Source organism: Mycobacterium tuberculosis complex sp. N0072 (assembly GCF_030323725.1).
In the GTDB taxonomy this organism is placed as follows: Bacteria; Actinomycetota; Actinomycetes; order Mycobacteriales; family Mycobacteriaceae; genus Mycobacterium; species Mycobacterium tuberculosis.
On record NZ_CP040689.1, the window covers coordinates 3837538 to 3851748 of the forward strand.

A 14211-nucleotide genomic window follows, 5' to 3' on the forward strand; every position below is an offset into this window, starting at 1 on the left:
GCCAGTTAATCAGTCTCTCAGGTGGCGTCAGCCCCCAACGGTCAGGCCGACCTTCTGGAACTCCTTGAGGTCGCAATACCCGGCCTTGGCCATCGATCGGCGTAGCCCACCGACCAGATTCAGGCCGCCGAACGGGTCGTCCGACGGCCCGCCCAGCACCCGCGCCAGCGGCGGCCGCTCGCCGACCGCGATCTGCAGCAACGCCCCCCGCGGCAACGACGGGTGCGCCGCCGCGGCCGGCCAGAACCATCCCTCGCCGAGCGCCTCGGCCGATTCGGCTAACGGGGTACCCAGCACCACCGCGTCGGCGCCGCAGGCGATGGCCTTGGCCAACTCGCCGGAAGTGTGGATGTCGCCGTCGGCCAACACGTGCACGTAGCGGCCGCCCGTCTCGTCGAGGTAGTCGCGCCGCGCGGCGGCAGCGTCGGCGATCGCGGTCGCCATCGGCACGCTGATGCCCAGCACCTCGTCGGTCGTCGTCACCCCCTGGGTGGAGCCGTAGCCAACGATGACGCCGGCGGCGCCGGTGCGCATCAGATGCAGCGCGGTGCGGTGGTCGAGCACCCCGCCGGCGACGACCGGTATGTCGAGCTCGGAGATGAAGGTCTTCAGGTTGAGCGGCTCGCCGTCGCTGGCGACGCGCTCGGCGGAGACGATGGTCCCCTGGATGACCAGCAAGTCAATACCGGCCGCAACCAGTACCGGTGTCAGCCACTGGGCGTTTTGCGGGCTCACCCGCACCGCGGTGGTCACCCCGGCCTCGCGGATGCGAGCCACCGCGGCACCCAACAGGTCGGGATTTAGCGGTGCCGCGTGCAGCTCCTGCAGCAACCGGATCGCCGTCGACGGTTCGGGGTCGGCCGCTGCAGCTTCCAAGAGTTGGGCGATTTTTGCCTCGACATCGAGGTGGCGGCCGATCAGCCCCTCGCCGTTGAGCACGCCCAGCCCGCCCAGCCGGCCGAGCTCGATCGCGAACTCCGGGGACACCAGGGCATCGGTGGGGTGTGCCACCACCGGGATCTCGAACCGGTAGGCGTCCAGCTGCCAGGCCGTGGAGACGTCCTTCGACGAGCGGGTGCGCCGCGACGGCACGATGCTAATCTCGCTGAGTTCATAGGTGCGGCGGGCGGTGCGGCCCATGCCGATCTCGACCATCTAGATATCCAGGTCGCCGTTAGCGCGCGTAGTAGTTGGGCGCCTCGACGGTCATCGCGACGTCGTGGGGATGACTCTCCTTGAGGCCCGCGGGTGTGATCCGGACGAATTGCGCCTGCTGTAGCACCTCGATGGTGGGCGACCCGGTGTAGCCCATCGCGGCGCGCAGGCCACCGGTCAACTGGTGGATCACCGACGACAGCGGACCACGGAACGGCACCCGCCCCTCGATCCCTTCCGGCACCAGTTTGTCTTCCGACAGCGCGTCGTCGGCGAAGTAGCGATCCTTGGAATACGACGTCGCCCCCCCACGCCCTCGCATGGCACCCAGTGATCCCATGCCGCGATAACTCTTGTACTGCTTGCCGTTCACGAAGATCAGCTCACCGGGCGCCTCGGCTGTGCCGGCCAGCAGCGAGCCCAGCATGGCCGTCGACGCACCGGCGGCCAGCGCCTTGGCGATGTCGCCGGAGTACTGCAGTCCGCCGTCGGCGATCACCGGCACGCCAGCAGGACGACAAGCCGCTACAGCTTCCAAGATCGCCGTGATCTGCGGCGCGCCCACCCCGGCCACCACCCTCGTCGTGCAGATCGACCCCGGCCCCACGCCGACTTTCACCGCGTCGGCTCCGGCGTCGACCAGGGCCGCGGCCGCAGACCTGGTGGCGACGTTGCCGCCTACCACCTCAACCCGGTCGCCGACTTCGGACTTGAGTTTGCCCACCATGTCGAGCACCAACCGGTTGTGCGCGTGCGCGGTGTCCACGACCAGCACGTCGACCCCGGCGTCGACCAACATCATGGCGCGCACCCAGGCATCGCCGCCGACGCCGACGGCCGCCCCCACCAGCAGCCGGCCGTCGCTGTCCTTGGTGGCCAGCGGGTGTTGCTCGGTCTTGACGAAGTCCTTGACGGTGATCAGCCCGGTCAGCCGGCCGCGGCCGTCGACCACGGGCAGCTTCTCGATCTTGTTGCGGCGCAACAGGCCCAGCGCCGCGGACGCACTGACACCCTCTTGAGCGGTGATCAGCGGGGCTTTGGTCATCACCTCGGCGACCTGCTTGGACTGGTCGACCTCAAACCGCATGTCACGGTTGGTGATGATGCCCACCAGCGCACCGTCGTCGTCGACCACCGGCAACCCGGAGATCCGGAACCGGGCGCACAGCGCATCGACCTGGGCCAAGGTGTTGTCCGGCCGGCAGGTGACGGGATCGGTGACCATGCCGGCCTCGGATCGCTTCACCATCTCGACCTGGCCGGCTTGCTCGGCAACGGGCAGGTTGCGGTGCAACACCCCCATGCCACCCGCCCGTGCCATCGCGATGGCCATACGCGACTCGGTGACGGTGTCCATCGCCGAGCTGACCAGTGGCACCTTGAGCCTGATCTTCTTGGTGAGCTGGCTGGAGGTATCCGCGGTGGCGGGCACCACGTCGGAAGCCGCCGGCAACAACAAGACGTCGTCGAATGTCAGCCCCAGCATCGCCACCTTGTGCGGGTCGTCGCCGCCGGTGGGCACCGGGTCAGTAGTCAGGCCGCCCATGCGAACGTACGGGCTGACCACCAGGTCGGAGCTGTCTTCCAGGCCGGACATGCCACGGGACATCGGTGGGGCCCTCCATACGCATGTTTTCAGTGAGAAGCCCATCCTATCGGCTCGTAACCGCCCGGTGACGATGCGCGCCGCAGCGCTGGCCGAGAAGAACCGGACAATCACACCGCGACGAGGCTGCGCCAGCGTGTGGTCAGCCCGACACGAAGCGAGAACTCAATTTCTGGCGTTATCACCGCGTGCTTGCGTAGTGTAGAGGGGTGCGCGACCACCTGCCGCCGGGTTTGCCGCCCGATCCGTTTGCCGACGACCCCTGTGACCCGTCGGCCGCACTGGAGGCAGTCGAGCCTGGCCAGCCCCTCGATCAACAAGAGCGGATGGCCGTCGAGGCCGACTTGGCCGATCTGGCCGTATACGAAGCTCTGTTGGCGCACAAGGGAATTCGTGGACTTGTAGTGTGCTGCGACGAGTGCCAGCAAGACCACTATCACGACTGGGACATGCTGCGTTCCAATCTGTTGCAACTGCTTATCGACGGCACCGTCCGCCCGCACGAGCCGGCCTACGATCCCGAACCGGACTCCTACGTCACCTGGGATTACTGCCGGGGATATGCCGATGCTTCGCTCAACGAGGCAGCACCAGACGCGGACAGGTTCCGCCGCCGCTGATCGCGCTCGCTAGTGCGTCGGACTCACCGGCGTTTCCGGTGCTGGCTGCCCCGCCGGATTCGTCGCCTCGTCGGCGGGTTCCAACGAGGGGTCAATTGAGCCCGGCTCGGGTTTTGATGACGGCGTGCTGGGGCTGGCTGCCACCGTGGACGTGGAGTTCGGCATGGGGCTCTCCGAGACGCCTGCCGACATCGACGGTTCAGCTGCCGATGCAGGCGTCGGGGGGGTCGGCGGCTCGACGACTGGAGCCAGCGGAGTCCACGAGTTTCCCACCGAACCCGGAGCCGCAGGGTTGGACGGCGAGCCGGGCCGCAGCGTGGCGTTCGGGTCGCGCGTCTCCACCTTGGTATTCAGCAGGTTCACCTCGTTGATCAGGTCCTGCCGGCGGCTACCGTCAGTCACGGCCTGCACGGTGCTGCTGACCTCAGCCAGCTCATCCTGCGCCTCGGCCCATTGGCCTTGGGCAATCATTTGCTCGACCTTCGCCAGATTGGCCTTGGCCGACAGCACGATCTGATCGTCGCTGACCCGCGATCGGTTGAACATCATCGCGTGCAGGCCGTACAACAGGTCCCCGGGGCGAGCATCGGCCACCACGGCGCCGAACCCGCTCAGCACCAACAGCGCCGCGGCCACCGACCCGACGGCCGCCAGGCTGCGACGAGCCCGTCGCCGTTGCGCTACCCCGGCGCGCAACGCGGCGACGGCCTCGTCCTGTGAAACCAGGGCACTGGCCGGCGGCCACCTCAAGTCGTCGCGCCACTGTCCGAGCAGGGCGGCCAACGCGTCATCGCGAGGATCCGCGAAGTCAACCTCCTCCCGTTCGGCGAGTGCGTCGAGCAGCAGATCGGTGCGGGCCAGCTCATCCAATGGCGGCCGATCGCCAAGGGGATTACCAAATTCACGCATAGTCACCTGCCGCAACAATCTCGTCCTTCAGCCGCTGAAGTGCACGGTGTTGGGCCACCCGGACCGCCCCCGTGGTGCTGCCGACGGCGGCGGCGGTCTCTTCCGCGGACAGGCCGACGACAACACGCAGAATGAGGATCTCGCGTTGCTTGGCCGGCAAGATCTCAAGCAATTCGTTCATCCGGGTGACCGAATCGGCCTCGATGGCCATCTGCTCCGGGCCGGCGTCGGCTGACCAGCGCTCAGGAAGCGTTTCGGCGGGATAGGCCCGGTCACGGCCGGCTGCCCGATGGGCGTCGGCAACCTTGTGCGCCGCGATGCCGTACAGAAACGCCAGGAATGGCCGGCCGCGGTCCCGATAGCGCGGCAGCGCCGTTATGGTGGCCAAGCACACCTCCTGTGCCACGTCATCTGCTGACAGGCCGCTCCGCTCGACCGTGCCGACTCGCGCTCGGCAATATCGCACGACGATCGGGCGGATGGTCTCCAGCACCTCCCGAAGCGCGTTCCGGTCTCCTGCCACGGCCTCCGCAACCACAGCGTCGAGACGTTCCCCTTGCATTGTCATCGACGGCGATATCTCCAACGTTACGAAGCGGACACATCCCGGGCTAACTCCCGGATCGACCATAACGGCCCAACCGCGTTTTAAGCGGTACGCCAGCATCCACCGGCGCGCCGCACCTGGCCTGCGCAAATATTGCGTATTTTGGTGAGTTCGCGCAGCTGTTGTGCTGAAAACGTGACGGTGCCGATATCGATCAGCAAGCATGCCAGCGCCCACCGCAGCGGCAAGAGCCCAAACCGGGCGGTGGCATCGAGAGCCTCTTCACCGACGGCGCGTGCTCGCGCGACGGCGCCAGCACTGCACAGCGCGGCGGCCAACACCACGTCGCTTTTGACGCGGTGGCGCGCCGACGCGACGGCCATGGCCTGCGTCAGCTCGACCGCTTCCTCGGCATGGCGGACAGCAGTTGCGCCGTCGCCGGTGGCCATCGCCAACTCGGCGGCCACCCACCGCCGACGCACCGCCAGGCGGTCCGCCACGAGCGGGGACACCACCAACGGATCCGCGCGATCTAACAATGCCCCCGCGGCGGCGAAGCGGCCGACGCCAAGCGCATCGGCCGCCAGCCCGATCAGTGCATCGGCACCAGCTTCCCGATCGGCGCCGGCCAACGCCAAGGCACGACCATCCCAGCCGCGCGCCAGCGTGTGCCAACCAAGCTGCCGCAACAACGATCCCTGCGTACTATGCGCCAGCGATGCCAACGGGCCCGCCGGCACCAGGCGTCGCAGCACCGACAGGTCGCCATAGGCGTGGGCGTAACGACCCTGCCCACCAGCGGCCACGGCGCGCAACCACAAGTGGTGCGGCGTGATCGCCGTCGGTAGCGGCCAGCTGCCCGGCTGGTTTCCGAAGGCGGCAGCGACCAACACTTGCTCAACCACCGGAGCGTGAGGAGTTTCATTCACCGTGATAGCCGTGCCTTCATCAGTAAAAAGTTGGTGGTTTCTTCGTTAACGGCATATTACTCACAGCTTTCTTTGCGCTAATTTAGGCGTACTCACAGCATGGGATGACCTGGGCAAATACCTCATCTATCCGCCCGGGATAGCATGCGGCGCAGGCGGCGAATGCGGCGCAGATGAACGCAGAGTTAATTCTCACGCAACGGTCCGATATTGCACGCCAACGGACGCCTATTGACGGAAATTCGGCAGCGCCCCTAGCGTCTATCCTTGACGGTAGTCATCGGTGACGCCACTCCACTTCAGTTGCACAACTCGCGCGTCCGCGAACCCAACCTCCACTTGGGCGTGTCGTGCAGAGAGGGAATCAGCAATGCCACAGCCGGAGCAGCTACCGGGACCCAACGCAGACATCTGGAACTGGCAATTGCAAGGCCTGTGTCGCGGCATGGACTCATCGATGTTCTTCCATCCCGACGGCGAGCGTGGCCGTGCCCGAACGCAGCGCGAACAACGCGCCAAGGAAATGTGTCGGCGCTGCCCCGTGATCGAGGCGTGCCGATCCCATGCGTTAGAGGTCGGTGAGCCCTATGGCGTTTGGGGTGGCCTGTCCGAATCCGAGCGCGACCTACTCCTCAAGGGCACCATGGGACGCACCCGCGGCATCCGCCGCACAGCTTAAGCCGCGCGAGCAGACGCTAAAGCCCCCGCACGCTCGGCGTGTCGGGGGCTTTTGCGTCTGCTGACCGGAGTTCAGTGCGCGTGCCCGTGGTGATGGTCGTGATCTTCTGCCTTGGCCGGCTTGTCGACCACGACCGTCTCGGTGGTGAGTACCATCCGGGCAACCGATGACGCGTTCAACACCGCCGACCTAGTCACCTTGACCGGGTCGATGACGCCGTCAGCGGCCAAGTCACCATAGCTCAGGGTGTTCACGTTCAGCCCATGCCCGGCGGGTAGCTCGCTGACCTTGTTGACCACCACCGAGCCGTCCAAGCCAGCGTTGGCGGCGATCCAGAACAACGGCGCGGCAAGGGCTTCGGAGAACACGTCGACACCGAGGACCTCGTCACCGGTCAGCGACGCACGCAGTTCGGTCAGCGCCTTGCGGGCCTGGTGGATGAGCGAGGCTCCCCCACCAGGGACGATGCCCTCCTCGACCGCGGCCTTGGCGGCCGCGACCGCATCCTCGACGCTTTCCTTGCGCTCCTTGAGTGCGGTCTCGGTGGCGGCACCCACCTTGATGACAGCAACCCCGCCGGCCAGTTTGGCCAGCCGCTCGCCAAGCTTTTCCCGATCCCAATCCGAATCGCTCTTGTCGATCTCGGCACGCAAGTGCTTCGCCCGGTTGGCCACCGCTTCTGCGGTGCCGCCGCCGTCGACAATGACCGTGTCGTCCTTGCTGACCACCACGCGTCGGGCCGAGCCCAGCACCTCCAAGCCCACCTCGCGCAGCACCATGCCGGCGTCGGGGTTGACCACCTGGCCACCCGTCACCACCGCCAGGTCCTCAAGGAACGCCTTACGGCGGTCACCGAAGTACGGCCCCTTGACCGCGACCGCTTTCAACGTCTTGCGAATCGCGTTGACGACCAGCGTCGCCAACGCTTCGCCCTCCACGTCTTCAGCCACGATCAGTAGTGGCTTACCCGTTCCTGCAACCTTTTCCAGCAATGGCAACAGATCGGGAAGCGAGCTGATCTTGTCTTGGTGCAGCAGGATCAACGCGTCCTCGAGCACCGCCTGCTGGTTATCGAAGTCGGTAACGAAGTATGCCGACAAGAAGCCCTTGTCGAAGCCGATACCCTCGGTGAACTCCAACTCGGTGCCCAGCGTCGAGGATTCTTCGACGCTGACCACGCCGTCGTGGCCGACCTTGCTCATCGCTTCGCCAACCAGGTCACCGATCTGCTCGTCGCGCGAGGACACCGTCGCCACCTGCGCGATGCCGGTCTTGCCGGACACCGGCGTGGCCGATGCCAGCAGCGCCTCGGATACCGCGTCGGCGGCCTTGCCGATTCCCACGCCGAGCGCGATCGGGTTGACGCCGGCGGCCACTAGCCTCAGGCCGCCCTTGATCAGTGCCTGCGCCAAGATGGTTGCGGTGGTGGTGCCGTCACCGGCCACATCGTTGGTCTTGGTGGCCACCGACTTCACCAGCTGGGCGCCCAAGTCTTCAAACGGATCTTCCAGCTCGATCTCACGTGCCACCGTGACGCCGTCGTTGGTAACCGTGGGTCCGCCAAACGCCTTGGCCAGCACCACATGCCGGCCGCGCGGCCCCAGCGTCACCCGCACGGTGTCGGCCAGCTTGTCCATGCCGACCTCCATGGCGCGACGCGCGGTTTCGTCGTATTCGATCAGCTTGCTCATCAGGCTCCTCTACGCAGGGCTAGTCCGCTAACGCATGCCGCCCCGGAAATCACCCGTGGTGAGCACGGGGATCGCCGGGGCGGAACACGCTCTACTACTTGGAAACGACGGCCAGCACGTCGCGTGCCGACAGGATCAGGTATTCCTCGCCGTTGTACTTGATCTCGGTGCCGCCGTACTTGCTGTAGATGACGGTGTCACCCTCCGCAACGTCCAGCGGGATCCGCTTCTCGCCGTCCTCGTCCCACCGGCCAGGGCCGACGGCAACGACGGTGCCCTCCTGCGGCTTCTCCTTGGCGGTGTCAGGAATGACCAGACCGGACGCGGTCGTGGTCTCGGCCTCGTTGGCCTGCACGAGAATCTTGTCCTCGAGTGGCTTGATGTTCACCTTCGCCACGATTGGAGCCCTCCACTATTTGGATCAGAGCCCGGGACGCTCGCCCGGACCGGAGTTGGCGGTCGGTCCGGGGCGTGCCCCGGAACCGTCCGAATTACCAGGTGATTCGGCATTCGTCCGCGCCCTCGCGCCGTCGTCGCGGGTGCCGACGCAGGGGTTAGCCGATTGCCATCTAGCACTCTATACATGAGAGTGCTAGCACTCAAGGGCCCCCCTTGCTTCCTGGTTGCCAGCGTGTCCGGGTACGCCAGGTGCAATGTCCGGGTCACCGCACCTGCCCCTGCATCACGGGCAGACCCGGGTCACTGGGCACGTCCAGCGGCGACGGCGGCGCTCCCGCGGCCACCAGCTGCGCGGCGAACGCCGCGATCATCGCCCCGTTGTCGGTGCATAGCCGGGGACTGGGGATCCGCAACGTCCGGCCCGCCTCGCCGCAGCGCTGTGTGGCCAGCTCTCGCAGCCGGGAGTTCGCCGCCACTCCCCCCGCGATCAGCAGCGTTGAGACGCCTAGCGCAGTGGCGGCCCGTACCGCCTTCATGGTCAACACGTCCGCGACGGCCTCCTGGAATCCGGCGGCAATGTCGGCGGTACGGAAGCCCGGGTCAGCCGCGTGGCTTTCCACATACCGCGCGACGGCCGTCTTGAGCCCGGAGAAGCTGAACGCATAGCGGTCATCGGCCGGGCCACTCATGCCGCGCGGGAAAACGATGGCGTCCCGATCACCGGTGCGCGCCAGGTCGTCGAGCGCCTTGCCACCCGGATAGCCCAATCCCAGCAACCGGGCCACCTTGTCGTAGGCCTCGCCGGCGGCGTCGTCGACGGTGCTGCCCAGCTCGATGATCGGCTCACCGAGCGAGCGAACGTGCAACAGGTGGGTATGTCCTCCGGACACCAACAACGCCACACACTCGGGCAGCGGCCCGTGTTCGTAGACGTCGGCGGCCAAGTGCCCGCCCAGATGATTCACCGCATAGAACGGCACCCCCCAAGCAGCCGAATATGCCTTGGCCGCAGCCACTCCCACCAACAGGGCGCCCGCGAGCCCGGGACCGATGGTGGCCGCGACAATGTCTGGCTGTTTCAAGCCGGCGGCCGCCAGCGCGCGGCGCATCGCGGGACCCAGTGCCTCCAGGTGCGCACGGGAGGCAATCTCGGGGACCACGCCGCCGAACCGAACATGCTCGTCGACACTGGAAGCCACCTCGTCGGCCAACAATGTCACGGTGCCATCGGGATCGAGCCGCGCGATGCCGACACCGGTTTCATCGCAGGAGGTTTCGATGCCCAAGACTGTCGTCATGACGGGTCCCCCGAATCCCTACGCATCGTGTACGCGTCGGCGCCGCTGACCCGGTAATATCGCCGGCGCAAGCCGACCCGCTGGAATCCCACGCTGCGATACAGCGCAAGAGCGGCGTCATTATCGGTGCGGACCTCCAGGTAGACCACACCACCCCTGGCAAAGTCCAGCAGTTCGCGCAGCAACCGACGGCCGATGCCCCGCCCCTGGTAGGCCGGGTCCACGCCGATGGTGTGCACCTCGTACTCGAACGGCGGTGTTCGGCCCAACCGCGAGATTCCGGCGTAACCGACCAGCGTGCCACCGCTGCGCGCACCCACATAGTGGTTGTGCGGGCTGGCCAGTTCGCGGTTGAACGCCGCCGGCGGCCAGGGATCGTCACCGACGAACAGCTGGGCCTCCAGCTCGGCGCACCGCTGGGCGTCCGCGCGCGTCAGCGCGCCGATGGTGACGGGCTCGGTGTCGGCCGTCACGTGCAAACCGCCAGCGGCTTGGCATCCGGCCGGCGAAGATACAGCGGCACTAACGGCGCCGGCTTGTCGGCCCAGTTCACCGCGGCTACCAGACCCGCCGGCGACGGGCGGCTGGGCTCAACGCAGGGGAGCGCGAACAGCGCCGCGTGCTCCGGCGCACCGGCGACCGCCAATGCCGGGCCGGGATCGACGTCGGCCGCGGCATTAACGGCTGGTCCGACCGTACGAATCCCGTCGCAGTAGCGTGCCCAGTAGACCTCACGCCGGCGTGCATCGGTGACCACCAGCGTGTCACCGATGGTTTGCCCGCCGATGGCGTCCAGGCTGCACACGCCATACACCGGGATGCCCAGTGCGTGCCCGTACGCGGCGGCGGAGGCCATGCCTGCGCGCAGCCCGGTGAACGGGCCCGGACCGCAGCCCACCACGACGGCGTCCAGGTCGGCCATTGTGAGCGCGGCATCGGCAAGCGCAGCCAGCACGTTGGGAGTCAGCCGTTCCGCGTGCGCTCGGGCGTCGACGGTGACCCTCTCGCCCAGCACAACCAGATCATGACGCCGCACGATACCCGCCGTGACCGCCGGTGTAGCGGTGTCGATGGCCAAGACGGTGCTTATTTGCACGCGGCTCATGACCGGCCCCACGACCAAGTCGCGATCCTGGTGTCGGAGTGGCTAACCCGCTCCAGGCGGACGTCGAGGTGGCGCTGCGAGAGCCGCTCGGCCAGGCCCTCGCCCCACTCCACCACGACGACGGCGTCTTCAAGATCGGTGTCGAGGTCCAGTGAGTCCAGCTCACTCAGCAGGTCGGCGCTGTTGTGGTCCAGCAGTCGGTAGACGTCGACGTGGACCATCGCCGGCGTGCCCGGCCGCCGCGGCCGGTGCATTCGCGCCAGCACGAACGTCGGCGATGTGATCGGCCCCTCGACATCCATCGCCATGGCAATACCCTTGGCCAGCACCGTCTTTCCCGCACCGAGCGGACCGGAGAGCACCACCACGTCGCCAGCGCACAGCTGCTCACCCAGCCGGGACCCCAGCGTTAGGGTGTCCTCGACGCGCGGCAGCGTCGCCGTGCCGCCGCCCGTAAGCCCAGCCCTGGCTTTCGGTCGTCTGCGGATACCCTCACGGCTCAACGGTTTTCAGCCTCGCGATAGGTCCTGGTGATACGTCCTCGCGGGCTGGTGACCACTTCGTAGTGGATGGTGCCGACAAGATCGGCCCAGTCCTGAGCCGTGGGCTCACCCCGGATGCCCGGCCCGAACAAAATCGCCTCGTCGCCTTCGGCCACATCAAGCGGCCCGGGGCCCAGGTCGACCATGAACTGGTCCATGCAGATCCGCCCCACACCGGGGCATCGTCTGCCGTTGATCAGCACCTCCAGCCGCCCGCCCAGCGACCGGAACACGCCGTCTGCGTAACCGATCGGCAGCAGCGCCAGATTGGTGTCGCGTGGCGCGATCCATGTGTGCCCATACGACACGCCCTCCCCCGCACGAATCGATTTCACCAGCGCAACAGCACATTTCACGGTCATCGCCGGCACCAGCCCCATGTCACCGAGGGCGGGTACCGGGCTTAGCCCATACACCGCGATGCCCGGCCGCACCAGGTCGAACGTCAGGTCGGGGCGCGCCATAGTTGCTGATGAGTTCGATAGATGCGCCACCTCGAACCGCACCCCTTGTTCGCGGGCCTGCGCCAGAAAGGCGGTAAACCGTTGGGCCTGAACATCGTTGATGGAATCGTCAGGCTTGTCGGCGTAAACCATATGCGACATCAGCCCCCGCAGCCGGACGGCGTCCTCGGCCATGGCTTGGCGTAACGCGGTCAGCATGGCCGGGAATTGTGCCGGTCCCACGCCATTGCGGTTCAGCCCGGTATCCACCTTGACGGTCACCGTCGCCGTCCGGCCGGTCCGGCGCACCGCGTGCAACAGTTCGTCGAGTTGGCGCAGCGAGGACACCGCGACCTGCACGTCGGCCAGCAGCGCGGGCCCGAAGTCGATGCCGGGCGGATGCAGCCAGGCCAGCACCGGTGCGGTAATGCCATCAGCGCGCAGCGCTAGCGCCTCGTCGACGGTGGCGACGCCGAGTTCGGCCGCACCGGCTCCCAGGGCGGTTTGGGCGACGCGCGTAGCACCGTGACCGTAGCCGTCGGCCTTGACCACCGCCATCAGCTGCGCGTGGCCGGCGTGCTCACGCAGCACCCGCACGTTGTGTTCAATAGCGCCCAGATCCACCATGGCCTCGGCGAGGAGGCCAGGTGTCTGGGATATCGGTGTCATGGCCAACGAAGTCGTGCCCCGCCCATCTGTCGTGTCGTTTGGCTTTCCGACATTCTCCCAGAACCGTTTCACTGAGCAGTATTCCGGCCTGTGCCCGATTGCCCCGGGTCGCGGTGCTGGGCTGCAGCCGTGTCGGCGTGACTGTCCTGTGGCTCGGTGGTTGGTTGCCGATCACCCGGTGTTTGGCTCAGATTGCCGGTGCCGCATGATGGTTGGCGTCAATAGAGTGCGGATCGGCCGGCATGAATTGACGGGAGCGTAGCTTGACCGCGGCCCATCACCCGTGGCAGGAAACAGTTGCAGTGTGTACTATTCGCCCTAGACTGCCGCAGTTCCGGGGGAAGTGAACCTATTGCGCCCGTGCATCACTGCACGGGTATGGGCTTTGGCGGTCGCTTCGCACCATCAACGCCGACAGTGCGGACAGCGCAAACCGACGGCACACCCCTTGCACGGATGTGGGGTGTTTTTGAGATGGAGCGAAAGTAGGCGTGTCTTTTATTTTCACAACCCCCCAGGCATTGGACAACGCGGCTAAGTCCGTGTCGGGGATTCACGATTTGTGGCGCAAAGGACGCTAAGGCATCGATCCCGGTGGTCAACGCTATTTGAGCCCCCCGCTTCCGACCCGGTGTCGAATAGGGATGAGGCCGCTCCTCCGCCAGCACATGAGGCAGTATCACCAGATCAGCTTTCCGGCCATAGAGCATCGTCACCGGGTTAGGCATGGTTTAGGCAGCGCTTAGCTGAGAACGCCGAGGCGTGTCGGCTCGCCGAGGCCCAAAACAGCACAACCTTGCACTGATCTAGCTGAAGACCAAACCGGCACAGCAGACATTGCCATACGCGACAACAGCCGTCATCAACCGAAAGGAGCAAAGAACAAACAGATGCATCCAATGATACCAGCGGAGTATATCTCCAACATAATATATGAAGGTCCGGGTGCTGACTCATTGTCTGCCGCCGCCGAGCAATTGCGACTAATGTATAACTCAGCTAACATGGCGGCTAAGTCGCTCACCGACAGGCTCGGCGAGCTGCAGGAGAACTGGAAAGGTAGTTCGTCGGACTTGTTGGCCGACGCGGCTGGGCGGTATCTCGACTGGCTGACTAAACACTCTCGTCAAATTCTGGAAACCGCCTACGTGATCGACTTCCTCGCATACGTCTATGAGGAGACACGTCACAAGGTGGTACCCCCGGCGACTATCGCCAACAACCGCGAGGAGAGGCGCAGGCTGATCGCGAGCAACGTGGCCGGGGTAAACGCTCCGGCAATCGCAGACCTCGATGCACAATACGACCAGTACCGGGCCCGCAATGTCGCTGTAATGAACGCCTATGTAAGTTGGACCCGATCTGCGCTATCGGATCTGCCCCGGTGGCGGGAACCGCCGCAGATCTACAGGGGCGGGTAGGTCCAAGAGGCCGGCGCGGTCTTGCAGGCCAGCAACAATGCCACGGTCGACCAGGCCCATCGCTTCCGGGCCCGCACGACACACCGCGGTTTCAGATGAATCAGGCGTTTCACACCATGGTGAATATGCTGCTGATCCGTTTACACGTCAGGTTCGACTGATCTAGCTTCAGGTTCGACTGATCTAGCTGAAAACCAA

Annotated in this window: 17 protein-coding genes; 4 read left to right on the forward strand and 13 right to left on the reverse strand. The window is 66.0% G+C overall.

Annotated elements, in window-relative coordinates:
* Window positions 1-27: 27 nt before the first annotated feature.
* Together FF952_RS17980 and guaB are read right to left on the reverse strand one after the other, a co-directional pair.
* Entirely contained in the window at window positions 28-1155 is a 1128-nt protein-coding gene (locus FF952_RS17980; RefSeq protein ID WP_003418005.1) for a GuaB3 family IMP dehydrogenase-related protein, read from the reverse strand.
* 19 nt (window positions 1156-1174) lie between these two features.
* The gene (guaB, locus tag FF952_RS17985; protein ID WP_003900682.1) at window positions 1175-2764 is read right to left on the reverse strand and encodes an IMP dehydrogenase; all 1590 of its coding nucleotides are present in this window, start codon (window positions 2762-2764) and stop codon (window positions 1175-1177) included.
* Window positions 2765-2970: 206 nt separating this feature from the next.
* Here guaB and FF952_RS17990 point away from each other — a divergent pair, with 206 nt between their 5' ends.
* Window positions 2971-3381 (forward strand): DUF5319 domain-containing protein, encoded by a 411-nt coding sequence (locus tag FF952_RS17990; RefSeq protein ID WP_003418008.1) that lies wholly within the window; start codon window positions 2971-2973, stop codon window positions 3379-3381.
* A 9-nt stretch (window positions 3382-3390) separates the two neighbouring features.
* Here FF952_RS17990 and rsdA read toward each other — a convergent pair whose 3' ends face one another.
* From rsdA to FF952_RS18005, 3 genes are all read right to left on the reverse strand, one after another.
* Window positions 3391-4290, reverse strand: a complete 900-nt coding sequence (rsdA, locus tag FF952_RS17995) for an anti-sigma D factor RsdA (protein WP_003418011.1) — start codon at window positions 4288-4290, stop codon at window positions 3391-3393.
* The gene (gene sigD, locus FF952_RS18000; protein WP_003917787.1) at window positions 4283-4858 is read right to left on the reverse strand and encodes an ECF RNA polymerase sigma factor SigD; all 576 of its coding nucleotides are present in this window, start codon (window positions 4856-4858) and stop codon (window positions 4283-4285) included. The genes rsdA and sigD overlap by 8 nt, the downstream gene beginning before the upstream one ends.
* Before the next feature lie 80 nt (window positions 4859-4938).
* Entirely contained in the window at window positions 4939-5766 is an 828-nt protein-coding gene (locus FF952_RS18005; protein ID WP_003900051.1) for a hypothetical protein, read from the reverse strand.
* Window positions 5767-6136: 370 nt separating this feature from the next.
* Here FF952_RS18005 and whiB3 point away from each other — a divergent pair, with 370 nt between their 5' ends.
* Window positions 6137-6445, forward strand: coding sequence for a redox-responsive transcriptional regulator WhiB3 (gene whiB3, locus FF952_RS18010; RefSeq protein ID WP_003418017.1), 309 nt, complete (start codon window positions 6137-6139; stop codon window positions 6443-6445).
* Window positions 6446-6516: 71 nt separating this feature from the next.
* Here whiB3 and groL read toward each other — a convergent pair whose 3' ends face one another.
* The 7 genes from groL to alr form a co-directional block, all read right to left on the reverse strand.
* Window positions 6517-8136 (reverse strand): chaperonin GroEL, encoded by a 1620-nt coding sequence (gene groL / locus FF952_RS18015; RefSeq protein ID WP_003418021.1) that lies wholly within the window; start codon window positions 8134-8136, stop codon window positions 6517-6519.
* A 94-nt stretch (window positions 8137-8230) separates the two neighbouring features.
* Window positions 8231-8533 (reverse strand): co-chaperone GroES, encoded by a 303-nt coding sequence (groES, locus tag FF952_RS18020; RefSeq protein ID WP_003418028.1) that lies wholly within the window; start codon window positions 8531-8533, stop codon window positions 8231-8233.
* A gap of 265 nt (window positions 8534-8798) precedes the next feature.
* Entirely contained in the window at window positions 8799-9833 is a 1035-nt protein-coding gene (gene tsaD, locus FF952_RS18025; protein ID WP_003900052.1) for a tRNA (adenosine(37)-N6)-threonylcarbamoyltransferase complex transferase subunit TsaD, read from the reverse strand.
* The gene (gene rimI / locus FF952_RS18030; RefSeq protein ID WP_003418034.1) at window positions 9830-10306 is read right to left on the reverse strand and encodes a ribosomal protein S18-alanine N-acetyltransferase; all 477 of its coding nucleotides are present in this window, start codon (window positions 10304-10306) and stop codon (window positions 9830-9832) included. Before rimI ends, tsaD begins: the two co-directional genes overlap by 4 nt.
* On the reverse strand, window positions 10303-10938 hold the full coding sequence (gene tsaB / locus FF952_RS18035) for a tRNA (adenosine(37)-N6)-threonylcarbamoyltransferase complex dimerization subunit type 1 TsaB (protein ID WP_003418038.1): 636 nt from the start codon (window positions 10936-10938) through the stop codon (window positions 10303-10305). The genes rimI and tsaB overlap by 4 nt, the downstream gene beginning before the upstream one ends.
* Window positions 10935-11441, reverse strand: coding sequence for a tRNA (adenosine(37)-N6)-threonylcarbamoyltransferase complex ATPase subunit type 1 TsaE (gene tsaE, locus FF952_RS18040; protein ID WP_003418042.1), 507 nt, complete (start codon window positions 11439-11441; stop codon window positions 10935-10937). Before tsaE ends, tsaB begins: the two co-directional genes overlap by 4 nt.
* The gene (gene alr, locus FF952_RS18045; RefSeq protein ID WP_023637501.1) at window positions 11438-12598 is read right to left on the reverse strand and encodes an alanine racemase; all 1161 of its coding nucleotides are present in this window, start codon (window positions 12596-12598) and stop codon (window positions 11438-11440) included. Before alr ends, tsaE begins: the two co-directional genes overlap by 4 nt.
* Before the next feature lie 25 nt (window positions 12599-12623).
* On the opposite strand from alr, the gene FF952_RS18050 reads away from it, so the two are divergent.
* Window positions 12624-12854 (forward strand): histone acetyltransferase, encoded by a 231-nt coding sequence (locus FF952_RS18050; protein WP_003900685.1) that lies wholly within the window; start codon window positions 12624-12626, stop codon window positions 12852-12854.
* 103 nt (window positions 12855-12957) lie between these two features.
* On the opposite strand, the gene FF952_RS18055 is transcribed toward FF952_RS18050, so the two are convergent.
* Window positions 12958-13320 (reverse strand): hypothetical protein, encoded by a 363-nt coding sequence (locus FF952_RS18055; protein WP_003904310.1) that lies wholly within the window; start codon window positions 13318-13320, stop codon window positions 12958-12960.
* Between the two features lie 162 nt (window positions 13321-13482).
* Here FF952_RS18055 and FF952_RS18060 point away from each other — a divergent pair, with 162 nt between their 5' ends.
* Window positions 13483-14013 carry a PPE family protein gene (locus FF952_RS18060; RefSeq protein WP_031653951.1) on the forward strand — a complete coding sequence of 177 codons (531 nt, stop codon included), beginning with the start codon at window positions 13483-13485 and terminating at the stop codon, window positions 14011-14013.
* Window positions 14014-14211: the final 198 nt, after the last annotated feature.

Excerpts from the sequence above, each read along its gene's own strand:
- FF952_RS17980 (WP_003418005.1), bottom strand. The coding sequence starts at position 1,155 with ATGGTCGAGATCGGCATGGGCCGCACCGCCCGCCGCACCTATGAACTC.
- guaB (WP_003900682.1), bottom strand. The coding sequence starts at position 2,764 with ATGTCCCGTGGCATGTCCGGCCTGGAAGACAGCTCCGACCTGGTGGTC.
- rsdA (WP_003418011.1), bottom strand. The coding sequence starts at position 4,290 with ATGCGTGAATTTGGTAATCCCCTTGGCGATCGGCCGCCATTGGATGAG.
- sigD (WP_003917787.1), bottom strand. The coding sequence starts at position 4,858 with ATGACAATGCAAGGGGAACGTCTCGACGCTGTGGTTGCGGAGGCCGTG.
- whiB3 (WP_003418017.1), top strand. The coding sequence starts at position 6,137 with ATGCCACAGCCGGAGCAGCTACCGGGACCCAACGCAGACATCTGGAAC.
- groL (WP_003418021.1), bottom strand. The coding sequence starts at position 8,136 with ATGAGCAAGCTGATCGAATACGACGAAACCGCGCGTCGCGCCATGGAG.
- tsaD (WP_003900052.1), bottom strand. The coding sequence starts at position 9,833 with ATGACGACAGTCTTGGGCATCGAAACCTCCTGCGATGAAACCGGTGTC.
- tsaB (WP_003418038.1), bottom strand. The coding sequence starts at position 10,938 with ATGAGCCGCGTGCAAATAAGCACCGTCTTGGCCATCGACACCGCTACA.
- FF952_RS18055 (WP_003904310.1), bottom strand. The coding sequence starts at position 13,320 with ATGCCTAACCCGGTGACGATGCTCTATGGCCGGAAAGCTGATCTGGTG.
- FF952_RS18060 (WP_031653951.1), top strand. The coding sequence starts at position 13,483 with ATGCATCCAATGATACCAGCGGAGTATATCTCCAACATAATATATGAA.